Source organism: Sporosarcina sp. P32b, assembly GCF_002743335.1.
Taxonomy (GTDB): Bacteria; Bacillota; Bacilli; order Bacillales_A; family Planococcaceae; genus Sporosarcina.
Genome location: NZ_PDZB01000003.1, coordinates 64,874 through 89,488 on the forward strand (window position 1 = coordinate 64,874; position 24,615 = coordinate 89,488).

General features: G+C 41.4%; 23 protein-coding genes. 20 read left to right on the forward strand and 3 right to left on the reverse strand.

Going from position 1 to position 24,615, the window contains the following annotated elements; genetic code table 11:
- Positions 1–178: 178 nt before the first annotated feature.
- Complete coding sequence (gene ald / locus CSV64_RS03445; RefSeq protein ID WP_099632806.1) at positions 179–1,300, forward strand: alanine dehydrogenase; 1,122 nt, start codon at positions 179–181, stop codon at positions 1,298–1,300.
- 93 nt (positions 1,301–1,393) lie between these two features.
- Here the strand turns inward: ald and CSV64_RS03450 are convergent, their stop codons facing one another.
- Entirely contained in the window at positions 1,394–2,491 is a 1,098-nt protein-coding gene (locus CSV64_RS03450) for a M24 family metallopeptidase (protein WP_099632807.1), read from the reverse strand.
- Between the two features lie 106 nt (positions 2,492–2,597).
- On the opposite strand from CSV64_RS03450, the gene CSV64_RS03455 reads away from it, so the two are divergent.
- Entirely contained in the window at positions 2,598–3,275 is a 678-nt protein-coding gene (locus tag CSV64_RS03455; RefSeq protein ID WP_099632808.1) for a metal-dependent hydrolase, read from the forward strand.
- Positions 3,276–3,401: 126 nt separating this feature from the next.
- Positions 3,402–4,709, forward strand: coding sequence for a DRTGG domain-containing protein (locus CSV64_RS03460; protein WP_099632809.1), 1,308 nt, complete (start codon positions 3,402–3,404; stop codon positions 4,707–4,709).
- An 11-nt stretch (positions 4,710–4,720) separates the two neighbouring features.
- On the opposite strand, the gene CSV64_RS03465 is transcribed toward CSV64_RS03460, so the two are convergent.
- A complete protein-coding gene (locus CSV64_RS03465) occupies positions 4,721–5,050 on the reverse strand; it encodes a YtpI family protein (RefSeq protein ID WP_099632810.1) in 330 nt (109 codons plus the stop codon).
- Between the two features lie 119 nt (positions 5,051–5,169).
- On the opposite strand from CSV64_RS03465, the gene CSV64_RS03470 reads away from it, so the two are divergent.
- The 9 genes from CSV64_RS03470 (at position 5,170) to CSV64_RS03505 (ending at position 15,178) form a co-directional block, all read left to right on the forward strand.
- Positions 5,170–6,111: a DHH family phosphoesterase gene (locus CSV64_RS03470; protein WP_099632811.1), complete on the forward strand. Its 942-nt coding sequence runs from the start codon at positions 5,170–5,172 to the stop codon at positions 6,109–6,111.
- 19 nt (positions 6,112–6,130) lie between these two features.
- Positions 6,131–9,199 (forward strand): DNA polymerase III subunit alpha, encoded by a 3,069-nt coding sequence (locus CSV64_RS03475; protein ID WP_099632812.1) that lies wholly within the window; start codon positions 6,131–6,133, stop codon positions 9,197–9,199.
- A gap of 3 nt (positions 9,200–9,202) precedes the next feature.
- Positions 9,203–9,325, forward strand: a complete 123-nt coding sequence (locus CSV64_RS16950; RefSeq protein ID WP_255397609.1) for a hypothetical protein — start codon at positions 9,203–9,205, stop codon at positions 9,323–9,325.
- A 110-nt stretch (positions 9,326–9,435) separates the two neighbouring features.
- Complete coding sequence (locus tag CSV64_RS03480) at positions 9,436–10,098, forward strand: FadR/GntR family transcriptional regulator (RefSeq protein ID WP_099632813.1); 663 nt, start codon at positions 9,436–9,438, stop codon at positions 10,096–10,098.
- Positions 10,095–10,967, forward strand: coding sequence for an acetyl-CoA carboxylase, carboxyltransferase subunit beta (accD, locus tag CSV64_RS03485; RefSeq protein ID WP_099632814.1), 873 nt, complete (start codon positions 10,095–10,097; stop codon positions 10,965–10,967). Before CSV64_RS03480 ends, accD begins: the two co-directional genes overlap by 4 nt.
- Positions 10,964–11,917: an acetyl-CoA carboxylase carboxyl transferase subunit alpha gene (gene accA, locus CSV64_RS03490; RefSeq protein WP_099632815.1), complete on the forward strand. Its 954-nt coding sequence runs from the start codon at positions 10,964–10,966 to the stop codon at positions 11,915–11,917. Before accD ends, accA begins: the two co-directional genes overlap by 4 nt.
- Positions 11,918–11,980: 63 nt before the next feature.
- On the forward strand, positions 11,981–12,940 hold the full coding sequence (gene pfkA, locus CSV64_RS03495; protein ID WP_099632816.1) for a 6-phosphofructokinase: 960 nt from the start codon (positions 11,981–11,983) through the stop codon (positions 12,938–12,940).
- A gap of 38 nt (positions 12,941–12,978) precedes the next feature.
- Positions 12,979–14,739 (forward strand): pyruvate kinase, encoded by a 1,761-nt coding sequence (pyk, locus tag CSV64_RS03500; protein ID WP_099632817.1) that lies wholly within the window; start codon positions 12,979–12,981, stop codon positions 14,737–14,739.
- 55 nt (positions 14,740–14,794) lie between these two features.
- On the forward strand, positions 14,795–15,178 hold the full coding sequence (locus tag CSV64_RS03505; protein WP_099632818.1) for an FxsA family protein: 384 nt from the start codon (positions 14,795–14,797) through the stop codon (positions 15,176–15,178).
- Here the strand turns inward: CSV64_RS03505 and CSV64_RS03510 are convergent.
- Entirely contained in the window at positions 15,171–16,136 is a 966-nt protein-coding gene (locus tag CSV64_RS03510) for an AI-2E family transporter (RefSeq protein WP_099632819.1), read from the reverse strand. The genes CSV64_RS03505 and CSV64_RS03510 overlap by 8 nt on opposite strands.
- Before the next feature lie 183 nt (positions 16,137–16,319).
- On the opposite strand from CSV64_RS03510, the gene citZ reads away from it, so the two are divergent.
- The 8 genes from citZ to hflC all read left to right on the forward strand — a co-directional run bounded on the left by citZ (position 16,320) and on the right by hflC (position 24,595).
- The gene (gene citZ, locus CSV64_RS03515; protein WP_085426545.1) at positions 16,320–17,435 is read left to right on the forward strand and encodes a citrate synthase; all 1,116 of its coding nucleotides are present in this window, start codon (positions 16,320–16,322) and stop codon (positions 17,433–17,435) included.
- Positions 17,436–17,506: 71 nt separating this feature from the next.
- The gene (gene icd, locus CSV64_RS03520; protein WP_099632820.1) at positions 17,507–18,775 is read left to right on the forward strand and encodes an NADP-dependent isocitrate dehydrogenase; all 1,269 of its coding nucleotides are present in this window, start codon (positions 17,507–17,509) and stop codon (positions 18,773–18,775) included.
- 71 nt (positions 18,776–18,846) lie between these two features.
- Positions 18,847–19,785: a malate dehydrogenase gene (gene mdh / locus CSV64_RS03525; protein WP_099632821.1), complete on the forward strand. Its 939-nt coding sequence runs from the start codon at positions 18,847–18,849 to the stop codon at positions 19,783–19,785.
- A 149-nt stretch (positions 19,786–19,934) separates the two neighbouring features.
- Positions 19,935–20,420, forward strand: a complete 486-nt coding sequence (locus CSV64_RS03530; protein WP_099632822.1) for a MaoC/PaaZ C-terminal domain-containing protein — start codon at positions 19,935–19,937, stop codon at positions 20,418–20,420.
- A complete protein-coding gene (locus CSV64_RS03535; protein WP_099632823.1) occupies positions 20,410–21,111 on the forward strand; it encodes a response regulator transcription factor in 702 nt (233 codons plus the stop codon). The genes CSV64_RS03530 and CSV64_RS03535 overlap by 11 nt, the downstream gene beginning before the upstream one ends.
- The gene (pnpS, locus tag CSV64_RS03540; protein WP_099632824.1) at positions 21,112–22,521 is read left to right on the forward strand and encodes a two-component system histidine kinase PnpS; all 1,410 of its coding nucleotides are present in this window, start codon (positions 21,112–21,114) and stop codon (positions 22,519–22,521) included.
- A gap of 74 nt (positions 22,522–22,595) precedes the next feature.
- A complete protein-coding gene (hflK, locus tag CSV64_RS03545) occupies positions 22,596–23,573 on the forward strand; it encodes an FtsH protease activity modulator HflK (protein ID WP_099632825.1) in 978 nt (325 codons plus the stop codon).
- Positions 23,570–24,595, forward strand: a complete 1,026-nt coding sequence (hflC, locus tag CSV64_RS03550) for a protease modulator HflC (protein WP_099632826.1) — start codon at positions 23,570–23,572, stop codon at positions 24,593–24,595. Before hflK ends, hflC begins: the two co-directional genes overlap by 4 nt.
- Positions 24,596–24,615 lie beyond the last annotated feature (20 nt).

The window sequence follows — 24,615 nt, forward strand, 5'->3', positions numbered from 1 at the left end:
AGTCCTTCTTTTTTTGTCGAAATGTTTTATCAAAATTTAGAAAATGAAGTTTGTATGGAATAACGTTGAAAAAAAGAGGTAAATCTAGCTATTTTCTGATAAGATTAAATAGTCATGAATCGACAATGAGATAATGAAAAATGAATGAAAAGAAATTACAATTCTAGGAGGATTTTGCATGCGTATTGGTGTTCCAAAAGAGATTAAAAATAATGAGAACCGAGTGGCAATAGCCCCTTCAAGTGTACTAACTCTACTAAACGCTGGTCATGAAGTATTAATTGAAAAAGGTGCTGGAATCGGTTCGAGTTTCCAGGATGAAGAGTATCAAGAAGCAGGCGCGACAATCGTAGATTCTGCCGCTGAAGTATGGGAAGCGGATATGGTACTGAAAGTTAAAGAACCTGCAGAGTCAGAATATCAGTATTTCCGTGAAGGATTAATTCTATTTGCGTATCTTCATTTAGCACCAGAGTTAAAGTTAACACAAGAATTGCTTAATAAAAAAGTAACAGCAATTGCTTATGAAACAGTTCAACTTCCTGGCGGTGGCTTACCTCTACTAGCACCAATGAGTGAAGTAGCGGGCCGTATGGCAACGCAAATCGGCGCACAGTACTTGGAAAAAACGAAAGGCGGCAAAGGGATTTTGCTTGCTGGAGTACCGGGTGTATCACGTGGGAAAATCACCATCATTGGTGGTGGACAAGCTGGTACAAATGCTGCACGTGTGGCAATCGGAATCGGTGCACACGTAACGATCTTGGATCTATCGGTTGAGCGTGTACGTCAGCTTGATGAGATTTTCGGAGAGCATATTCAAACATTAGTATCCAATCCGTTTAACATCGCTAAAGCAGTAAAAGATGCAGATTTGGTAATCGGTTGTGTTCTGATTCCAGGTGCAAAAGCGCCAACTCTCGTAACAGAAGAAATGGTGAAATCCATGGGCCCTGGCTCTGTAGTCATTGATATTGCGATTGATCAAGGTGGGATTTTCGAGACATCGGACCGCGTTACAACACACGACGACCCAACGTATACGAAACACGGTGTTATTCACTACGCAGTAGCGAACATGCCAGGTGCAGTTCCACAAACATCTACCATGGCACTGACAAACGTGACGATCCCTTATGCTCTTCAAATCGCTAACAAAGGCGTCAAAAAGGCATGTACAGACAACGAAGCACTACGTAAAGGAATTAACACACTAGCTGGAAAAATAACATACAAAGCAGTAGCAGAAGCGCAAGAGCTGGATCACGTAAACATTGAAGAAGCACTAGAAACAATCTAAACTAAAAAAGACCACTACATAAAGTAGCGGTCTAGGACTGAAGACAAACCCCTGCATTGGAGTTTGTCTTCAGTTTTTTTCTCTTCATCTTGCTTATTCTGCGATAATCTTCAATTCTTTAGGGAACTTCGTTAACACTTCGACACCATCTTTGGTTACATACAGATCATCCTCAATCCGCACACCCGTGATTGCTGGATCATATATACCTGGCTCAATGGTGAAGACCATACCTTCTTGAAGTGGCATATCATTCGTGCCTGTTAAAGAAGGGAACTCATGAACAGAAATACCAAGACCGTGTCCAATACGGTGCGGGAACAATTTTCCGTATCCTGCTTCTTCAATGATGGACCGTGCCGCATGATCAACTTCCCGAGCTAATGTGCCAGGACGTACTACATCAATAGCTGCTTGTTGTGCTTTCTTGACCGTCTCATAAATTTTACGCTTTTCTTCTGTAGGCTCGCCAAAGGCAATCGTACGCGTGATGTCAGAGCAGTAACCTTTATACACAACACCTAGATCAAATAAGATGAAATCCCCTTTTTCAATTCTCTTATCTCCTGGAATACCATGAGGTGAAGCGGTTTTTGTACCGGAAACGATAATGGTATCGAATGACATCTTCTCTGCACCTTTTTGTTTCACAGCCTGTTCTACAGCTTGAACTATTTCTAGTTCGGTTTTTCCTTCTGCGATTTCATTGCAACCTACTTCAATTGCATAATCTGCCAATTCAGCTGCTTTACGTAAATGCTGAAGTTCCACATCATTTTTGATTAGACGATTATTTGCCAGTATATCATCCAGCTTTGCGAATTGTAGGGCAGGGAAACGCTCTTGCAGTATTTCGAATCGATCAACAGTTAGATGTTCTTTTTCAATTGCGAGCAATGAACATGTAGAAATCCGTTCCGTTATGGCTTCATCTAAAAATTTGAACGCATTATCTGTATCCTTATAGCCGATAGCATCATACTGCCAACCAATTGCTTTTACATCGGCCACTTCCATAGCTGGACAAATAATAAATGGGTCCGCTTCTTTGAAAACAACTACAGCTAGTAACCGCTCGTGGGGATCGCTTCGGAAATCAGTCAGATAAAATATATTATCTGGATTCGTTATGAGTGCGGCATCAATATTATGTTTCTCTAAGAAATCTTGTACTTTTTGAATGTTCGTCAAATTATTTCCTCCTCCGTTTTGGTTAGTATAACAAATAAGAGGGTTTTAAGCTGTTTTGCAGAAGGTATAGAGAGAGTAGGTAATTAAAAAGAGGAGTGTGATCGTTGTGAAAATCTCATACCATGGTCATTCGATCGTAAAAATTGAGACAAAAGGAAAGACGATATTAATCGATCCTTTCATTACAGGCAATAAATTAACAGATCTACACGCGGAAGAGGAAAAACCGGACGTGATTTTACTAACGCACGGACATAATGACCATGTAGGCGATACGATGGATATTGCTAAAAGGGAAGACATACTAGTCGTAGCACCGAATGAATTAGCCGTATACCTTGGATTCCAAGGATTGAACACGCATGGAATGAACATTGGTGGAGCAAAAGAGTTTGATTTTGGTACCGTGAAATATACACAGGCATTCCATAGTTCTTCCTATACAACGGAAGATAATGAGATTATATATACAGGTATGCCAGCGGGGTTACTATTGACGATAGAAGATAAAGTAATCTATCATGCAGGGGATACTTCGCTGTTTAGTGATATGAAGCTGTATGGGGAAGATGGAATTGATGTGGCGTTCTTACCGATTGGTGATAATTTCACGATGGGTCCTAAAGATGCCGCAAAAGCAGTCGAGTTGCTGAAACCGAAGCTAACTGTTCCGGTTCATTTCAATACTTTCCCACCAATCGAAGTGGATCCTGAAGACTTCAAGTCACTCGTAACGAATTATGAAGTGAGAATAATGGAACCAGGGGAATCAATCGAACTGTAAAATGTGAAATGAAAAATTACGGTCTAAGGCGCATTGTTCGTGTCTTAGACCGTTTTTTTTATGGTTTTATGGTATGATTATCAAAAAGCCGAAACCTTAAACTAGGTCGAAGAAAAAGGTGAAATCATGTCAACTAAACACGAGCAGATTTTGCGTTATATCGAAAGCTTGGCCGTGGGAGAAAAGATCTCCGTCCGCCAAGTTGCGAAAGTATTGGAAGTCAGTGATGGAACCGCTTACCGAGCGATAAAAGAAGCGGAAAATCAAAAACTGGTGAATACTATTGAACGTGTAGGTACAATCCGAATTGAGAAAAAGAAAAAAGAAAATATTGAACGCTTAACATTCGCGGAAGTCATCAACATTGTAGATGGCGTCGTGCTGGGTGGACGGGATGGATTACATAAAACATTAACGAAATTTGTAGTGGGAGCCATGCAACTTGAAGATATGATCCGCTATATCGATGCAGGCAGTTTATTGATTGTAGGAAATCGTTTGAAAGCGCATGAAATTGCGATTAAAGCGGGGGCAGCTGTACTTGTTACGGGTGGCTTCGATGCGACAGATGAAGTGAAGCAGCTAGCAGATGAAATGAATTTGCCTGTGATTTCAACAAGTTACGATACTTTCACAGTAGCGACTATGCTAAACCGAGCGATTTATGATCAGTTGATTGAAAAAGAAATTTTGCTTGTTGAGGATATTTTAACGCCACTGGCCAGTACAGTGACATTATCTCCTGAGGATTCAGTCGACCAATTTTACGAAGTCAATCATCAAACATCGCACTCAGCCTACCCTGTAGTAAAATCTGATGGCACATTAGTAGGGATTATTACGTCCCGCGATGTTGTGAGCAACCCCGATGTAGAAACTATTGGGAAAGTTATGACGCCAGGGCCAATCACTGTAAACGGAAAAATGAGTGTGGCATCAGCAGGACACAGTATGATTTGGGAAGGTATTGATTTAATGCCTGTCGTTAATGATGCTGGAGTCCTCGAAGGGATCATCAGTCGTCAGGATGTCCTAAAAGCATTGCAAATGACGCAACGTCAACCGCAACAAGGGGAAACCATTGACGACATTGTCAAAAACCAAATGAAAGCCATTGCGAATTCACCTGAAAAAATCGAGTTCGCTGTGGTGCCGCAGATGACCAATCAATTTGGTTCATTGTCTTACGGAGCGATGTTGACGATTCTGACGGAAGCAGGCAGTCGTACGATTAAGCTTCAAAAACGCGGCGAAAGTGTGCCTGAGAATGTGACAATCTATTTCATCAAACAAGTGCAACTTGGCGCAACGGTAACAGTGGAGCCAAAAATTATTCACTTGAGTCGCCGATTCATCAAACTGGAAATCGAATTAACGTCAAACGACGGAATTGTAGCGAAAGCTATGGGAACTTTCCAGCTTTTTGAGAAATAAAAAAGCTGACGTCAATTGACATCAGCTTTGTTTAGTTCACGTTCTTCAGCTACAAACTGCTTATAATGTTTCTGAGCATTAAAGTTAAATATGGCCACATATCCACCGAATAAAATGAATATAGCTGACACGATATAGGTTAGTACGCCATCAAATATGAGCAATTGATTAATTCCGAAGAAGATCAATAGGGCACCAAGTGCTGTGCCGGCCAAACTTGCATACATCTTTTTACGGATGGGAAACATATGGCTTGTGCGGAATTGTCGTGTTTTGAAAACAAAATAGAATACGCCTGAAGCGACGATACCAAATACAAAAATAAAATTAACCATTTCCATCAAAAAAGCCTCCAATACATACAAAATAACCTACTACCTAACAGTAGAGGTTCATTATATATTGTAGCGGCTTTTACTGGGAAATGCGAATACTTGTACAGGAACCTGGGGGAATATACATGAAACGACAAATCATTGACACAATTGAAAAATACGAAAAAATCATCATCCATCGTCACGTCCGACCGGATCCAGATGCATATGGATCACAAATGGGGTTGAAAGCACTTATTGAAAAGAACTATCCCCAAAAACAAGTACTTGCAGCAGGAACACATGATGAATTATTAGGCTATTTAGGGGAACCAAATACAGTGACTGAAGCTGATTACGAAGGAGCTCTCGTCATCGTCACCGATACAGCGAACACGGATCGCATTGACGGATCATTTTACAACAAAGGTTCATTTTTATTGAAAATCGATCATCACCCGAACGAAGATCCATATGGCGATGAGCGATGGGTGAATACAGATGCAAGTTCTTGTTCAGAAATGATCTATACACTGTATGAAGAAGGTCAAGCGTCATACGGTTGGGAAATGTCTCCGGAAGCGGCACGTTTTTTATTCGCAGGAATTGTGGGAGATACAGGCCGCTTTATGTTCCCGAGCACAACGGAAAAAACATTTGAAGTTGCCAGCTCATTGATCAAGCAACCTTTTGATCGCACGAAATTATTCGCGGGAATGTATGAGATGGATCGTAAAATCTTGCATTTGCAAGGATATATCTACCAAAACTTTACGATTGATGAAAATGGTGCGGCGTATATTAAATTAACTCAAGACATTTTGGAACAGTTCGATGTCACAGTGTCTGAGACGTCTCAACTAGTAGGGTCACTTGGAGATGTGAAAGGAATTTGTGCATGGATTATCTTTATTGAAGAGAAAAATCAAATCCGTGTCCGCCTACGTTCGAAAGGTCCAGTCATCAATACGTTAGCGATGCAGCATAATGGTGGCGGTCATCCATTAGCCTCAGGCGCTTCCGCATACTCATGGACAGAAGTAGATGAAATTATCGTCAAACTGCAAGAACTTTGCAGAAACTATTAAGCAGAGCTGAGGGATTGAAATGAACCTGATGTATCCGCAAATCGTAACGGGCGCAGACTTATTGCGTGGAATTGTAAAGTTAGATGAACTGGCTCCTCTTTTGCAAAAAAGAGGGGCTTCTTCTGCTGCGATCGTCAACAGTAAATTATATGGTGTTCGATCATTTAGTAAAATGTTAGTGAAATACGGTATCCGACCGGTAATTGGTTTGTCCGTTATGTTAGAAATCGAAGATCATGAAGTGCTTTTATATATATATGCACAAGATGAAATAGGTTTTTCCAATCTAATGAAAATGAGCAGCGCCATTTCGACACGTGAAGAAGAAAACTTACCGCTTAACTGGCTTCAAGCCTATAGAGAAGGGTGCATCATCATATGTGCGATGACGGATTCTTCATGGGCGAACGCGCGTAACCTCCATGTATTACAGTTGCTGATGGAGAAAGTTTCTAGCTCTTCTACATTTATCGGGATTAGCCGGCCGGGTGGAGGGGCACACACCGACGAAGAGGCAATCATTCAATTGAGTAAAGAAAGTCAATTGTCCATAGCGGCTTGTCAGGAAACACGCTTTCTCTACAAAGAAGACTTTCAAGCGTATGAAGTCGCAACAGCTATTCGTAAAGGCTATAAATTGAATGATTCAAAAAAGCCACCCAATCGTTATCGACAAGCGTATTTGCCTGAACAACAAGAACTTTCGGATTGGTTCACGGATTATCCAGAATGGTTACAAACAACGGAAAACATTTTGAATTCCTGTGACGTAGCTATCCAGAAAGAAGATTTTTTACTTCCGAAGTTTCCTGTAGTAGATGGCAAAGTACCTATTGATTTGCTGGAAGAAAATTGCCAGACAGGATTGCAACAACGCTTTCAGACGTTATCTCCAGAATACGAAGAACGGCTGCGCTATGAATTATCGATTATAGAACAGATGGGCTTTACAGATTACTTCTTAATAGTGGAAGACTATGTGCGTTATGCGAAAACAGAGGGAATCCTAGTTGGTCCGGGACGAGGGTCTTCAGCAGGCTCTTTAGTCGCGTTTGCACTGGGTATCACAGAAGTAGATCCCATTAAATACGGCTTATTATTTGAACGCTTCTTGAATCCGGAGCGAGTGACGATGCCCGATATCGATATCGATTTTGCCGACCATCGCAGAACAGAAGTGGTAAATTATGTGGCAGATACATACGGTAAACAATATGTCGCACAGATCATCACATTCGGTACACTTTCAACGAAAGCCGTTGCTCGAAATGTGGCCAGAGTGTTGGATTTCACACCTGAAGAAGTTCGATTCATGTCCAATGAATTGAATAGTGGACAGTCATTTAAGGAAACCATCAAGCAGTCCAAGAAATTACGTGACTGGATTCAAGTAGAGCCGCGAAGAGAGATGTGGCAACAAGCTGCTGAACGTTTAGAAGACTTACCGAGAAATGCATCCACGCATGCTGCGGGTGTTGTACTTGCCGCGAAACCGCTTGTTCATTATGTCCCATTGCAAATTGGATCGGATGAAGTCTTCCTAACGCAGTGGGCGATGAAAGATGTAGAAGAAGTCGGTTTATTGAAGATGGACTTCCTTGGATTGCGAAACTTAACATTACTCGATAGAATTCGTGCCATGATTCAATACAATAAAAAACAGGTTATTGACTTCGAACAGATCCCACTCACTGACCAAGCAACCTACAAACTATTTAAAGCAGGAGATACAACAGGAATTTTCCAGTTCGAATCACCAGGCATGCGTCGCGCCCTACGAACGATACAGCCAGATAACTTTAAAGATATTTACTCAGTCAATGCGTTGTATCGTCCAGGCCCTATGGAGTTTATTCCGCTGTATAGCCGTCGGAAAAATGGACAAGAGCCGACTGTTTATGACATTCCGGAGCTCGAACCTATTCTAGCTGAAACGTACGGCATCATTATCTATCAAGAACAGATTATGAAAATCGCGGTGAATATTGCGGGCTTCACTATGGCGGAAGCCGATCTTCTGAGACGAGCCATTAGTAAGAAGAATCAGCAAGTGCTAGAGGAAGAAAGACAGCACTTTATTGCCGGAGCACGTAAAAAAGGATTTGATCAAGTGAAGGCAAACAACGTCTATAACTTGATCGTTAAATTCGCAGATTACGGATTTCCAAAAAGCCATGCTGTGGCGTATTCACTGATTTCGTATCGCTTGGCATTTTTTAAAGCCAATGAACCGACATATTTTTACGCCGCGTTTTTATCTTCTTTAACAGGAAGTAAAGATAAGATGATGGAAGTGATCCGTGAAATGAAAGCAAAAGGTATTCCAATACTACCCCCATCTGTCACGAAAAGCCGCTATTCACATACAGTGGAAGGACATGCGATTCGTCTGGGTTTAGGTGCTATAAAAGGTGTCAATTTCGCCTTCTACCAGCAATTGGCTACTGCCCGTGAAAAGGGGAGTTGGTCTTCTATGTTTGACATGGCCCTCTCACTAGGAGCGGATCATTTTACAGAGAAAGCGATCATCCCGTTAATTAAAGCAGGTGCGCTTGACGATTTTAATGAAAGGCGTTCAGTGCTCCTTGCTTCCATAGATGCCGCTCAATCCCATGCGCTCTTCATAGGGGATGATGCATTAAGCGATCAGTTTCAATTTAATTCGCAACCGAAATATACACCGGGTGGCACAATGGATCAAATGACTATGCTTGGTTTTGAACATGATACATTAGGATTTTATTTGTCTGAGCATCCTGTAGAACAATTGAAGCGGAATGCATCCAGTCAAATACCAGCCATTGCGTCTCTATTTTCTTTGCGTCAAGGTACCAAAGTGGACTGTATGGGGATTATTTTGTCAATCAGACGAATTCGTACTAAAAAAGGTGAGGCTATGGCGTTTCTTACGTTACAGGATGAGACTGAAGAAATTTCCTGTACCGTATTTCCGAAACAATATGCACAGATTAGCGTCCAATTAAAAGAGGAAGCATTTGTTCAAATTTCAGGAAGCATTGATTTCCGAAATCAATCCGTTCAACTCATAGTAGAACAGTTATTGCCGCTTAGTTTCTCAGGAGAATGAAAAATGATTAAGAAAATACTAGTACAGTCCTCCATGGTCCGTCATGACGCAATCTGCGTCACGATGGACCATGCTTCGACTTTTCGGCAAGCGAGCGTTCAGTCAGTGAGAAAAATGACGAAATAAAAACACTTGTAATTTTACGATATTGCTTTACGTAGTGCTGACTTTTTTGTATGCTTGTATGCAGGGTGGTCAGACCACTCTGCTGAAGGTATGAAAAAGGAGTTCTCCTCATGCAAAATTCACAATCATCATCCAAGCGTTTTTTGGATATTATCGGAGAACTACAATCACTGATTAGCGAACAAAAAATCGAATATGGCGATAGGTTACCATCTGAACGTCACCTGGCAGAAAAGCTGCAAGTAAGTAGAACAGCGGTACGCGAGGCGTTACGAAGTATGGAATTGCTAGGTCTCATTGAGACGAGGCGAGGCGAAGGAACATTCCTATCCGATTTCAAAAAACATCAGTTAGTAGAAGTTCTCTCGACGTTTATTATGCAGCAAGCACGGTCCATCCAAGATGTAGTTGAAACCAGGATGATCCATGAGCGAGCAGCAATCACAACGATCACTGAAAATGAAGAATTCCGCATGCTTCCCGTTTGGGTTGGTATGCAAAGTAAGTTGATAGATGGAGAGTCAGTGTTTTTGCGTGAAGATATGGTGCGCGAAACCATTGTCGCTACTGAAAATCGACTGTCCTTGAAAATTTGGTTTTTATTGAAACAATATAGCGGCGTTTCTTTTGATGTAGCCATTGAGGCTGTTGAAGAAATAGCTATAGTGCATGAACTGCTGGATGAAATGATGGCAGGTAATACGGAAAAAGCCTTAATTTGTTATGAAAAATGGATGAATCAAGTTGAGGGAGAAAGAAGGGAAATGGAATGAGTATTAAAGAATTATTTAAAAAGAAACCAAAAGTTGACCAACATACAATGCCTTCTGCCAAGAGTAAAGCAGACGTGCCAGAAGGAATTATGACGAAATGTCCGGAGTGTAAGCACGTAATTTTGACGAAGGACTTGTTGAAGAATGATAAAGTTTGTCCATCTTGCCAACATCATTATAAAATGACGGCTCAAGAACGAATTGATCATTTATTTGACGACAATAGTTTTGAATCAATGGATGATCATTTGAAAACAGAGAATCCACTTGATTTCCCTTCGTATACAGAAAAAGTAGAAGCGGATGCCAAAGCGACAGGTTTGAATGAAGCGGTTCTGACGGGTGTCGGAAAGATTCAAGGTTCACAAGTCGCTGTTGCGGTCATGGATGCACATTTCCGTATGGGCTCTATGGGTTCGGTTGTTGGCGAAAAGATTACGAGAGCTGTAGAAAAAGCTACTGAATTAGGTATACCTATGATGATCTTTTCAGCAAGTGGTGGTGCCCGTATGCAAGAAGGCGTCATCAGTCTAATGCAAATGGCTAAAGTGAGTGTAGCTCTTGAAAGACATGCTAACAAAGGCTTATTGTATATTTCCATCATGACCTACCCAACCACAGGTGGCGTATCGGCGAGCTTTGCCTCCGTTGGTGATATTAACCTAGCGGAACCAAAAGCTTTGATTGGGTTTGCGGGACGTCGTGTAATTGAACAAACCGTACGTGAAAAACTGCCTGAAGATTTCCAAACAGCAGAGTTTTTATTGAATCACGGTCAATTAGACGCGGTCGTCCATCGCAATGAAATGCCAGAAGTGATGAGTAAAATCTTGAAGCTTCACGCGCAAAAGGGGGCCGTACTTGTATGAGTAAAACACTTGCATTTGAAGAACCAATCGTCAAACTACGTGAAAAAATTAATGAACTAGAAGAGTATACGGCAGTCAATGATGTAGATCTTTCATCTGAAATCGTCAATTTGAAAAATCGTCTAGCTAAGTTGGAGACGGATATCTATGAAAGTATGGAGCCTTGGGATCGTGTACAAGTTGCACGACATCCTGAACGACCGACGACAATGGATTATATTAATCGGTTGTTCGAAGATTTTATCGAATTTCATGGAGATCGCAACTTCGGAGACGATGAAGCCATCATCGGCGGAATCGCTTCATTTGAAGAAACACCTATTACAATCATAGGACATCAGCGCGGAAAAGACACCAAAGAAAATGTCAAAAGAAACTTTGGTATGCCGCATCCTGAAGGATACCGCAAAGCGCTTCGCCTCATGAAGCAAGCAGAAAAATTCAATCGTCCTATTATTTGTTTCATTGATACTAAAGGCGCGTATCCTGGTAAAGCAGCAGAGGAACGTGGCCAGAGTGAGGCAATTGCTCGTAATTTAGTTGAAATGGCTGGTTTGAAAGTGCCTGTAATCTCCATCGTCATAGGAGAGGGAGGTAGTGGAGGTGCATTGGCTCTAGGTGTAGCCAACCATATCCATATGCTCGAAAACTCCACGTACTCAGTAATTTCTCCTGAAGGAGCAGCGTCTATTTTGTGGAAGGATCCATCACTTGCTAAACAGGCGGCGGAAGCGATGAAGATCACTGCACCCGATTTGAAAGAAATGAATATTATTGATGAAATCATTCCGGAAGTACTTGGCGGAGCACATCGCGATGCAAACAAACAGTCGCTAGAGATTCGTTCTACACTACGTAGTTCATTGCAAACGTTATGCAAATTGACATCAGATGAATTGATTGATAATCGATATACTAAATTCCGGAATATTGGCGTCTTTTCGGAATAAAAGATGCGGGCAACCGCGTCTTTTGCTCGTACATACAAGTCATGATTAAAGGATGGGATCGACATGAAAAAAATTGCGGTCTTAACAAGCGGTGGCGACGCGCCAGGAATGAATGCGGCCATTCGTTCCGTAGTCAGGAAAGCCCTTTTTGAAGGGGTAGAAGTTTCGGGTGTGTTTAATGGCTATCAAGGATTGATTGATGGAAGAATCGAGCAATTTCAACTTGGTTCTGTTGGAGATATCATTCAGCGTGGGGGAACAATATTGCGATCTGCAAGATGTCCGGAGTTCATGACGGAAGAAGGTCGTGCCAAAGCGATGGAGCAAATCAAACTTCATGCTATTGAAGGGTTAGTTGTTATTGGTGGAGATGGGTCATTCAAGGGAGCGAATGAGTTAGTTAAATTGGGTGTTCCTTGTGCTTGTGTACCTGCTACAATTGATAACGATATTACCGGAACGGAATTTACGATCGGCTTTGATACGGCATTGAATACAGTAGTCGAAGTCATCGATAAAATCCGGGATACTGCGACATCACATGAGCGCTCATTTATTATTGAAGTAATGGGGCGTGACGCGGGTGATTTAGCGTTGTGGGCGGGTCTTGGTGGCGGTGCGGAATCAATTATACTGCCCGAGAAGCCGTTTGACGTCAACTCTATTGTAGATCGCCTCAAGAGCAGTACGAGTCGTGGTAAAAAACATAGTATTATCGTACTCGCTGAAGGGATGATGTCTGCTACACAACTAGCAGCTATTTTGAAGGAAGAAGCGGGTGTCGAAACCCGTGTGTCCATTTTAGGACATATGCAGCGAGGTGGCTCGCCATCTGCACGTGACCGGGTAATTGCCAGTCAATACGGGGCAAGAGCTGTTGAAACATTATTGTCTGGAAAGAAAAGTTCTGCTGTTGGTATGAGAAATCATAAAGTGGTAGACTATAATTTAGAAGAAGTCTTTATAAAACGAGAACAGTTGGACTTGTCATTATTAGATTTGGCAGAAACATTATCTATCTAATTAGTCAGAGTCGACATGACGCAGAGGAGCGATAAGTAGTGAGAAAGACAAAAATTGTGTGTACAATCGGCCCGGCAAGTGAATCATATGAAGGACTACTTGAGCTGATTGATGCAGGGATGAACGTAGCACGTCTAAACTTCTCCCATGGTACTCAAGAAGAACATAAAGTACGTATTGAAAGAATCCGCAAAGCGGCAGCTGAAAAAGAAAAAGTGGTAGGCATTCTACTCGACACAAAAGGTCCTGAAATTCGGACGCACAAAATGAAAGACGGCCAAATCGAATTGGTACGAGGACAAGCAGTTGATATCGCAATGCAAGAAGTGCTTGGTACTGCTGAAACTTTTTCTGTTACCTACGAAAAGTTAATTCATGATGTTGACCGTGGTTCATTTGTCCTTTTAGATGACGGATTAATCGAACTTGAAGTAACAGGTAAAGATACGGATAAAGGGTTGATCCACACAAAAGTGATCAACGCAGGTCCTTTAAAAGATAACAAAGGTGTCAACGTTCCAAATGTTTCTGTTCAATTACCAGGAATTACGGATAAAGACAAAGAAGATATTTTGTTTGGTATTGAACAAGGCGTTGATTTTATCGCGGCTTCATTTGTACGTCGTGCATCTGACGTCATTCAAATCCGTGAACTACTTGAAAATAATGATGGTGGACATATCCATATCGTGCCGAAGATTGAAAATCAAGAAGGTGTCGACAATCTAGATGAAATCCTTCAATTATCTGACGGTCTGATGGTTGCTCGTGGAGATTTAGGAGTAGAAATCCCAGCTGAAGAAGTGCCTTTGGTACAAAAAACGATGATTCGTAAATGTAACCAATACGGTAAGCCGGTTATCACAGCAACTCAAATGTTGGATTCTATGCAAAGAAATCCACGCCCTACACGTGCAGAGGCAAGTGATGTAGCCAACGCGATTTTGGACGGTTCAGATGCTGTCATGCTTTCAGGTGAAACGGCTGCAGGAATGTATCCGGTTGAATCTGTAAAGGTGATGTGTAAAATTGCTTTATCTACTGAAGAATCCATGGACTTCCATTCTGTCGTTTCCACAAGAACGAGAGAAAAAGAAGGGAATCTGACTGAGGCAATTGGACAAGCAGCTGCTTATACAGCCCTAAACTTGAACGTCAAGGCGATTTTAGCCCCAACTGAAAGTGGTCAAACTGCTACGATGATCGCGAAATACCGTCCAGGTGTTCCAATTATTGCGGTTACTCGTTCTGAAGTAATTTCTAACAAGCTGACACTTGTTTGGGGAGTGTATCCGATTGTTGGGAAGAAAGCACTCGACATCGATGGAATTCTTCAAGAATCCGTCGAAGAAAGTGTCAAGCATCAATACGTAACGCACGGTGATGTAGTCATCATTACGGCGGGTGTACCGGTTGGTAAAGCAGGTACAACGAACTTGATGAAATTACATGTAATCGGTGATTTAATCGGTCGTGGACAAGGCATCGGCAAAAACATTGCCTTTGGTAAAGCGAAAATCATCAAGAATTCACAAGAAGCATTGACACAAATTAAAGAAGGCGACATCATGGTTACGCATTCTACAGACCGTGATATGTTTGCAGCGCTTGAGCGATGTGCAGGGATCATTACTGAAACAGGCGGACTGACTAGTCACGCAGCAGTGGTTGGTTTGAGCCTTGGTATACCTGTGATCGTCGGTGCTGAAAATATTACATCTGTTATTAAAAATGGCAGTGACATTACAATGGACGCAGCGAGTGGCGTAATCTACAACGGTCACGCAAAAGTATTGTAAAAACATACAGACCGCTTCTCATTAAGAGATAGCGGTCTTTTTTGGAGGTTACTATATGAAGTGGTTAGCAGCATTATTTATTATTGTACCGACTGCGGAACTGGCTGTATTAATGGTTTCAGGTAAAACACTCGGTATCATGCCTACAATTTTGATTATTATCGCAACAGGAATTGGTGGCGCTTATCTTGCGAAGAAACAAGGACTTCGTGCATGGCGTGATTTACAGTACCGTATGGCCAATAAAGAAACTCCTGGTAAAGCATTAGTGGATAGCGTCTGTATTTTACTAGGTGGTTTATTATTACTCATGCCTGGTTTTATCACTGACATAGTAGGATTATTATTATTGTTCAGCGGTCCGCGTAAACTATTGTACCCATTTATCGTCAAGTGGATTTACAATAAAATCCGTAATGGTCAAATCCGAGTTATGTAAATGTAGGATTTTCTTTGACTTTCAACGCGATAAATAGGAAGAATGGTAAAAACATAATGCCATACAAACCGAATAAATAGACAGCGCAAGCGGTAATAACAAAGGAATGTACGGTACGTAATTTAAACGCATGTGCCCACAGAATGGATTCAATCATCTGCCTGCACACTAGTAAAATGATGTACAAAACTAATAAGCCGATTGCCGATTGCATGTCATCAATATAGAAGGAAAAGGCAATCATCGGTAAAAACACCAGACCGATGCCAAGGAACGGAATACTATCGACTAATGAAATTAAAAACGCTTTAGTTAAGAAAGACTCGAAATCAAGCAACCAAAAACCGGCTGCCATTAGAATAAACGTCATGAAAAATAGTCGAATCTGAACAGAAAAGAAATGTCCCATCAAATGGCTTGACCTATCAAAAATCCTGCGTGCTACCTGTCTGAAGTTTTTAGGGAAGTATACTAAAAACCAAAAGCGATTGGTAGCACTTTCACGTAAAGCGAAGAAATACGCGATAATAAATAAAAATGTACTAAAGATCTGCTGGAACGTTTTTTGTAGTAAACTAATAATCCCTTCCATCGCTTCATGACTGACTTGAATAAATTGTTCTGCGGCCGCGTGTAAATTCCAGCCTTTACTATCCATCATTTCGATAATTACACCTAATTGATCTTCCATTGTCCAAATGACAGAAATCAATCCATTGATTGATAGGAATAGGAAGGTGTATACTAAAGAAGTAAGCACCCCCATTATGAGTAAAGCAGCTAAAAAAGCCGGCAGTTTTGTAAGGGCAATTAAGGAATTCATGAGCGGAGCAGTGAAGAAAGCGAAAACTATCGCAAATCCTACAGGTGGGATCACGATAAGGAAAATCACGATTAATATAGCTGGTAACCATTGACGGGCATAGGTTTGGAAGCGCTTGGAGTCAAAGGATATCATGCGGATTTGTCCATTCCTTTCGAGTAATAATAAATAAAAAACATCTTAACCATTCACAAAACCGTTTAAGTTGCTTATAATGGACTTTGTAAGCGTTTTAGATAAAAATATAATTAGCAGGTGGTCATCGTTCTGCACTCCGCTTCAGGGAGATGACCAAACTGGGAAGAAGGAGCGAATATCATGACAGCAACAAAAGGTTTGGAAGGTATCGTGGCAGCACAAACTCAAATCAGTTCCATTATCGATGACACTCTTACATATGTAGGATACGGCATCGATGATTTGGCAGAAAATGCTAGTTTTGAAGAAGTAGTTTACCTACTTTGGCACAAACGTTTGCCAAACGAAAAGGAACTAGCTGAATTGAAACAGCAGTTAGAAGATAACGCAGAAATTCCACAAGGGGTTCTTGATCACTTCAAAACGTACCCAATCGACAAAGTGCATCCAATGGCGGCACTTCGTACAGCTATCTCGCTTCTAGGATTATACGATGAAAAAGCGGAAGATATGTCACCAGAAGAAAACTACAAAAAAGCAGTGAAGCTTCAAGCTAAAGTTGCAACTGTAGTTACTGCATTTGCACGTATCAGAAAAGGACAAGAGCCAGTAGCACCTAAAAAAGGTTTAAGCTATGCGGCAAACTTCCTTTACATGCTTTCTGGGGAAGAGCCTGCTGATATTGCTGAAGAAGCATTCAACAAAGCACTTGTACTACATGCAGACCATGAATTGAACGCATCTACGTTCACAGCACGCGTATGTGTAGCTACTCTATCTGATATGTATTCTGGTGTTACTGCAGCAATCGGCGCTCTAAAAGGCCCATTACACGGCGGTGCAAACGAAGCGGTTATGAATATGCTAATGGAAATCGGCGATGAAGATAAGGTCGATTCATATATTCGTGAAAAGTTAGCTAACAAAGAAAAAATCATGGGCTTCGGACACCGTGTATACCGTCAAGGTGATCCACGTGCGAAGCACTTACGTGAAATGTCTAAGCGATTGACTACTCTTCGCGGTGAAGAAAAGTGGTACAATATGTCTGAACAAATCGAAGCAATTGTCACTGGAGAAAAGAAATTGCCTCCAAATGTTGATTTCTACTCCGCTTCGGTATATCATTCATTAGACATCGATCATGATATTTTCACACCTATTTTTGCTGTTTCTCGTTTTTCAGGATGGATTGCTCATATCCTGGAACAATACGAAAACAACCGCTTGATCCGCCCACGTGCAGAGTACGTTGGACCAGGCATGCAGAAGTATGTTCCAATCAATGAACGATAAAAAAAAGTAAATTCGTGGGGCGGTATCTCGTATACCGGCCCACTGATTTTGAACTCAGGAGGATATCAATAATGGCTAATGATGGAAAGATTACAGTAACTAACGGTGTTTTAAACGTCCCAGATCACGCAACGATTCCTTTCATTATAGGCGATGGCACAGGTCCGGATATTTGGCATGCAGCTTCACGCGTAATCGAAGCAGCTGTTGAAAAAGCTTATGACGGAAAAAAGAAGATTAATTGGTTAGAAGTTCTTGCAGGAGAAAAGGCATTCAACGAAACTGGTGACTGGCTTCCAAAAGAAACTCTAGACACAATTGAAGAATATCTAATTGCGATTAAAGGGCCACTTACTACGCCGATTGGTGGAGGATTCCGTTCATTGAACGTAGCACTACGTCAAGAACTAGATCTTTACACTTGCTTGCGTCCGGTTCGTTATTTCGAAGGAGTACCTTCACCCGTGAAACGTCCTGAGGATTGTGACATGGTTATTTTCCGTGAGAACACGGAAGATATCTATGCTGGGATCGAGTACCAAAAAGGTTCTGACGAAGCGAAAAAATTAGTTAACTTCCTTCAAACTGAATTAGGTGTTAAAAATATTCGTTTCCCTGAAACTTCCGGTCTTGGAATCAAACCAATTTCAGAAGACGGTACGAAGCGTTTAGTACGTTCTGCATTGAACTATACAATTGAAGAAGGACGCAAGTCTCTAACAATTGTACACAAAGGTAACATCATGAAGTTCACAGAAGGCGCATTCGCAAGCTGGGCTTACGAGTTAGCTGAAGAAGAATTCGGCGACAAAGTATTCACATGGAGACAATATGATCGTATTAAAGACGCTGAAGGAACAGATGCTGCAAACAAAGCACAATCTGATGCAGAAGCAGCTGGCAAAATCATCGTTAAAGATGCAATTGCTGATATCTTCTTGCAACAAATCCTTACACGTCCTAAAGAGTTTGACGTAGTAGCTACAATGAACTTGAACGGAGACTATATTTCTGATGCACTTGCTGCACAAGTAGGCGGAATCGGAATTGCTCCGGGAGCGAACATTAACTACGAAACAGGTCATGCTATCTTTGAAGCTACTCATGGTACAGCACCTAAGTATGCAGGATTGGATAAAGTTAACCCTTCATCCCTATTGCTATCAGGCGTTATGATGCTTCAACACCTTGGCTGGACTGAAGCGGCTGATCTAATCACTGCTTCTATCGAAAAGTCTATCGCATCTAAAGTAGTGACATACGACTTCGCACGTCTAATGGACAATGCAGAAGAAGTAAGCACTTCTGGATTCGCAGATGCACTAATCAAAAACCTATAAGCATTAACGAAAGAGGGGGATGAGAATCCCCCTCTTTTCTACTAATTTGTTCTGAAAAAGGAGAGTTTTGCATGTCATTGAAGCGTAAAAAAGTATCGGTTATCGGATCTGGTTTTACTGGAGCAACAACTGCATTCCTTTTAGCTCAAAAAGAATTATGTGATGTCGTCATCGTAGATATTCCACCTATGGAAAATCCGACGAAGGGCAAAGCGTTAGACATGTTGGAAGCTGGTCCGGTTCAAGGGTTTGATGCCAACATCATCGGTACATCCAATTACGAGGATACAAAAGATTCTGATGTAGTTGTCATTACCGCAGGGATTGCGCGTAAACCTGGAATGAGCCGCGACGACTTAGTACAGACAAATCAAAAAGTAATGAAATCCGTAACAGCTGAAATTATAAAGTATTCTCCTGATACGAAGATTATCGTTCTGACAAATCCAGTGGACGCCATGACGTATACGGTATACAAAGCATCCGAATTCCCTAAAGAACGTGTTATCGGTCAGTCAGGTGTACTGGATACAGCCCGTTTCCGGACGTTTGTCGCACAAGAATTGAATCTATCAGTGAAAGATGTAACAGGATTCGTTCTGGGTGGTCATGGAGATGATATGGTGCCTCTAGTGCGTTACTCAACTGCTGGCGGTGTACCTTTAGAAAACTTGATCTCTGCTGGTCGTCTAGAAGAAATTGTAGAACGTACACGTAAAGGCGGAGCTGAAATCGTCAATCTGCTAGGCAATGGATCTGCATATTATGCGCCAGCTGCTGCATTGGTTGAAATGACAGAAGCTATTTTGAAAGACCAAAAACGTGTATTACCATCTATTGCGTTCTTAGAAGGCGAATACGGTATGAACGGGATTTATTTAGGAGTGCCGACGGTTTTAGGTGCTGGCGGTATCGAAAGAATTATAGAGCTTGAATTAACGGACGATGAGAAAATGGGGCTTCAAAAGTCCGCTGACTCTGTACGTACAGTAATGAGTGTTCTAGCGTGAAATTATAGGTGAAAGATCGGACAGCTATCTAGCCGTCCGATCTTTTTTCTTGTTAGCTCGATTTTTCATGCACGGATTGTTATAATTTAATTATTGAAGTAATTTTCAGCTTTTTCATTGATGACTGTAGAAATATAGGAGGGGTTTATTTGTTGAAAAGTAGACGGAAATTGATAGGAAAAGATATTACAGAATTAGAAATCGGCGAGAGGCTGCACTTGACCGAGAAAATTGAAGATAAAGACTTAATGCTGTACCTTGGATTGACGAATGATGCCAATCCGCTTTATCTACAACATGATTACGCAGCGGAGACGATATATGGACAGCCCATTGTTCCGCCCATCATGTTGACGGGGATCGTGACAGCAGCTATTTCAAAACATATGCCTGGACCAGGCGCGCACATAATTAATCAGCAACTGCATTTTCCTAAACCTGTCTATCATTACTCAATTGTTGAATTCGTTCTGGAAGTGACGAAGCTTGAAATTCAGTCGAACCAAGTAACCATCCAAGTAGACGCGACGGATCAAGAAGGAGAACGAATTATGAGTGGGGAAGTAGTGGTTATCGCCCCGCAAAAGTTACCTGTCAAACTTGCACAAACAAAGGAAGCCGCGGATGGGAATTAAACAACAAAAGATTTTGATTGTGGAAGATGAACTGTCTATACAAAAACTGCTTGAATTCACATTGCAACAAGCGGACTATAAAACAGTACTCGCAAATGATGGAGAAGAAGCCGTGGAGAAAGTTTTAGATGAACAGCCTGATTTGATTATCCTGGATTTAATGTTGCCCAAAATAGACGGATTAGAAGTTTGCCGTATGCTGAGAAAAGAGGATATTGAAACGCCTATTATCATGTTGACTGCTAAAGGAGAAGAGATGGATAAAATCGTTGGCCTAGAAATGGGTGCCGATGATTATATGACCAAGCCTTTTAGTCCACGTGAAGTGGCGGCAAGAGTTCGTGCGGTTCTTAGGCGTACAGGTGAGCGCAACCATATGAAGGAAAAGAAATTGGTTGCTGGGCAGTTGACAGTGTATCCTGAGCGCTTAGAAGTCTATTTAGACGAGAAACCATTAGAATTTACACCGAAAGAATTTGAGTTGCTTGTTTATTTCATGAAGCATCCGAATCGAGTGTTCTCTCGTGATCAGTTGCTACAAGCGGTGTGGAATTACGATTTTGCAGGAGATTCAAGAATTGTTGATGTGCACGTGAGTCATTTGCGCGATAAAATCGAAGAAAATACGAGGAAGCCGCGCTATATTAAAACGATGAGAGGCGTCGGTTACAAGTTCGGGGAGCAAAACTAGATGAAGTACTATTACAGAAGAATTTTAACAGCATCTGCAGTCATTTTATCTATTTTACTAATTGTGCTAGGAATTATCTTAGGACAATTTTTTCATTTGTTTGGAGAAAATGTGGATGCGACCATACAACAAACCTATTGGGTCTACTTACTGTTTACGCTAGTTTTAGTATTTGTTGTCATGATGTTTGTTATGGCAAAAATTCTTCAACAGTATGTTAAGCCGATTGATCACTTCACAGGTGTTGTGCATCAATTGGCACAGGGGAATTATTTGGCGCGTGCGCATAATGAAGACAGTGAAATCAATCATCAACTAACGAATTCCATTAATCAAGTCGCACAAAAATTACAAGGTAACTCTTCACTTCGCGCAATGGAACAAGAGCGTTTAAAAACATTGGTCAGCAGCATTGGTAGCAGTCTATTAATGTTTGGAAGACAAGGTGCAGTGAACTTGGTGAACCGCGTGTTTGAAGAAACATTCCATCGCAATGGAGAAGAGTTGATGGGGAAAACGTTTAAAGATATCGGTTTGCCTTCAGATATTGAAAAAGAAATTGAAACGATATTTTTAACTGAAGAAGTGCGTACATTTCAATCTGAAGTATTACTTCCAGAAGGTATTTGTCATTTAGAAGTGTACGGTGCTCCTGTAATAGGTGAAAACGGTAACTGGCTTGGAATCGTTATCATTATGCACGACATTACAGAATTGGTTCGTCTTGAACAAATACGGAAGGATTTCGTGGCGAATGTGTCTCATGAATTAAAAACACCTGTGACGTCAATTAAAGGTTTTTCAGAAATGTTGCTAGATGGCGCGGTGGAAGATCCTGTGATGAAACGTGAATTCCTGGAGATTATGTATAAAGAAAGTAATCGTCTGCAATTATTGATTGAAGATTTATTGCGCTTGTCCAGTATGGAACGTGGAAGTTTTGAAATTATACGAACACCGGTTGATGTAGTGGAAGTAGTCGAACAGTCCATCAAAATCGTTCAAGCAAGAGTTCAGGAAAAAGATATGCGAATCGATTTGCAAATGCCAGGACAACTAATCATACCTGCAGATCATGATCGATTAGTGCAAGTGATGGTGAACTTATTGAATAATGCCATTGCCTACTCGCAAGAAGAAACGGTTGTGACGGTTTCTGTAGAAGAAATTGAAGAGTACGTAGAAATTACGGTTCGTGACCAAGGGATTGGTATTATGTCTTCAGAGCTACCGCGTCTCTTTGAACGTTTTTACCGCGTAGATCGTGCTAGAAGCAGGGAGTCAGGCGGCACAGGATTAGGTCTTGCGATTGTGAAACACATTGCTGAAGCGCATCATGGCACCGTCACAGTGGACAGTGAAGTGGGTGTTGGCACGGTTTTCCGTATTCAGTTACCTACACATGAATAAATGTAGTAAAGAAATTGAAACTTACTAGACTACTGTTCCGTACAGTAGTCATACATAGAAAAGGGGGAACAGATATGAGCACAAAAAGAATCCTGGTGACACTCGGTTTGTTTATCACCGGATTAGTACTTTTATTGATCGTCTTTACCACGTGGTACACAGTAGACGAATCTGAACAAGCTGTCGTCATTTCGTTCGGGCAAGCTGGCGCACCTGTGACGGACTCAGGTCTACATTTTAAATTACCTTGGCCGATTCAGAAGACAGAGATTTTATCGAAGGAAACGTATAGTATCCATTTCGGTTACAAGCAAGACAAGTCGGGGGAAATCGTAGATAAGGAAACGAAGATGATTACGGGGGATGAATACATCGTTCTGACCGATTTGACAGTGCAGTGGCGTATTGTCGATCCAAAGAAGTATTTATTTAATGCGGAAGATCCTATTGAGATCTTAAGGGATGCGGCATCTGCATCTATTCGTTCTGTCATCGGTAGTTCCACAATCGATGCGGCTTTAACGGATGGAAAAGCCGAAATCGAAGCGAAGACACGTGATTTATTGACTAGTTTAGTAGAGAAATATGATATCGGTGTCGCGGTACAAGGCGTAAAGCTACAAGACGTTGAATTACCGAACGCAGAAGTACGTGCAGCATTTACCGCAGTAACGGATGCGCGTGAAACGAAAAACACGAAGATTAACGAAGCGAAAAAATATGAGAACCAGAGAACGAAAGAAGCAATCGGTGAACGTGACGCGATCAAATCCCAAGCGCAAGGGAAAAAGACGGCACGTATAGAACAAGCACGTGGTGACGTGGCGGTATTCAGCGATTTATATAATGAATACGCAAAAAGTAAAGATATCACTCGCGAGCGTTTGATCATTGAGACGCTAGAACAAGTTTTACCTAAAGCGAACCTTTACATCATGAACGATAGCGGAGAAACGATGAAGTATTTACCACTCCAACAATTGCAAAAAGATCAGCCGCCTGTAACGGAAGAAAAGGATAAGTCAGCTGAAAAAGGAGGGAAAGCTTCATGAGTAACGAACAAAACCCTTTCAAGAAGATAGAAGAGGCCCTCAAGAAAATGGGGGAAACTGATCAAAAAAGAAGTGCGCAGAAGCCAGGACCGGAATCAGATCCTAAAGTTACACAGATGCGACCGAAAAAAGCGTTTGATATGAAAAAGTATACGAAACTCATTATCTCGCTAACAGTAGTTTTTGCGATTCTCGTTATTCTGTTATCTAACTTATTTATCGTAAAAGAGAATGAGTATCGTGTCGTTCGTCAGTTTGGTGAGATCACACGGATTATCGAAAAACCTGGTATCAATATGAAAATACCATTCATTCAAAGTGTAAGTACATTGCCGAAAAACCGAATGACTTCTAATGTGTCAGAAGCTGAAATCAATACAAAAGATAAGAAGCGGATCATCATTGACAACTATGCAATATGGCATATTACTGATCCTGCGAAAATGATTTCGAACGCACGTAATATCGTCAATGCGGAAGCGAGAATGGAAGAATTTATTTATTCTGTTGTCCGTAATGAAATGGGACGTCTTGATTATGTCAATGTCGTCAATGACGAAGATTCTTCTCGCGGAAGCTTGAATGATGATGTCACGGCCAAAGTAAATAAGTTCTTGGACGACGGAAATTATGGAATTAAAGTAGTGGATGTCCGTATGAAGCGTATTGATTTACCTGAAGAAAACGAACAATCTATCTACACACGGATGATTTCAGAACGTGATTCGACTGCGCAATCATACCTGTCAGAAGGGGATGCAGAAAAGCAGAAGATTGAAGCGGAAACAGATCGTGAAGTGCAGGAAATGTTAGCAAAAGCGAAAAAAGAAGCAGCGATTGTCACTGCGCAAGGTGAAGCGGAAGCTGCAAAAATCTATAATAATGCGTATGCAAAAGATCCTGAATTCTACAAACTGTATAGAACACTTCAGTCTTATACGAAAGTCGTGGATGACGAAACGATGATCATCCTTCCAGCAGATTCTCCATATGCCAAGCTATTAACCGGCAATATCGAGTAATCATAAGTGCGTCATTTTCA

Coding starts and splice junctions, on each gene's coding strand:
- ald (WP_099632806.1), top strand. CDS start 179: ATGCGTATTGGTGTTCCAAAAGAGATTAAAAATAATGAGAACCGAGTG.
- CSV64_RS03460 (WP_099632809.1), top strand. CDS start 3,402: ATGTCAACTAAACACGAGCAGATTTTGCGTTATATCGAAAGCTTGGCC.
- CSV64_RS03465 (WP_099632810.1), bottom strand. CDS start 5,050: ATGGAAATGGTTAATTTTATTTTTGTATTTGGTATCGTCGCTTCAGGC.
- CSV64_RS03470 (WP_099632811.1), top strand. CDS start 5,170: ATGAAACGACAAATCATTGACACAATTGAAAAATACGAAAAAATCATC.
- CSV64_RS03475 (WP_099632812.1), top strand. CDS start 6,131: ATGAACCTGATGTATCCGCAAATCGTAACGGGCGCAGACTTATTGCGT.
- CSV64_RS16950 (WP_255397609.1), top strand. CDS start 9,203: ATGATTAAGAAAATACTAGTACAGTCCTCCATGGTCCGTCATGACGCA.
- CSV64_RS03480 (WP_099632813.1), top strand. CDS start 9,436: ATGCAAAATTCACAATCATCATCCAAGCGTTTTTTGGATATTATCGGA.
- accD (WP_099632814.1), top strand. CDS start 10,095: ATGAGTATTAAAGAATTATTTAAAAAGAAACCAAAAGTTGACCAACAT.
- accA (WP_099632815.1), top strand. CDS start 10,964: ATGAGTAAAACACTTGCATTTGAAGAACCAATCGTCAAACTACGTGAA.
- pfkA (WP_099632816.1), top strand. CDS start 11,981: ATGAAAAAAATTGCGGTCTTAACAAGCGGTGGCGACGCGCCAGGAATG.
- CSV64_RS03505 (WP_099632818.1), top strand. CDS start 14,795: ATGAAGTGGTTAGCAGCATTATTTATTATTGTACCGACTGCGGAACTG.
- CSV64_RS03510 (WP_099632819.1), bottom strand. CDS start 16,136: ATGATATCCTTTGACTCCAAGCGCTTCCAAACCTATGCCCGTCAATGG.
- citZ (WP_085426545.1), top strand. CDS start 16,320: ATGACAGCAACAAAAGGTTTGGAAGGTATCGTGGCAGCACAAACTCAA.
- icd (WP_099632820.1), top strand. CDS start 17,507: ATGGCTAATGATGGAAAGATTACAGTAACTAACGGTGTTTTAAACGTC.
- mdh (WP_099632821.1), top strand. CDS start 18,847: ATGTCATTGAAGCGTAAAAAAGTATCGGTTATCGGATCTGGTTTTACT.
- CSV64_RS03535 (WP_099632823.1), top strand. CDS start 20,410: ATGGGAATTAAACAACAAAAGATTTTGATTGTGGAAGATGAACTGTCT.
- pnpS (WP_099632824.1), top strand. CDS start 21,112: ATGAAGTACTATTACAGAAGAATTTTAACAGCATCTGCAGTCATTTTA.
- hflK (WP_099632825.1), top strand. CDS start 22,596: ATGAGCACAAAAAGAATCCTGGTGACACTCGGTTTGTTTATCACCGGA.
- hflC (WP_099632826.1), top strand. CDS start 23,570: ATGAGTAACGAACAAAACCCTTTCAAGAAGATAGAAGAGGCCCTCAAG.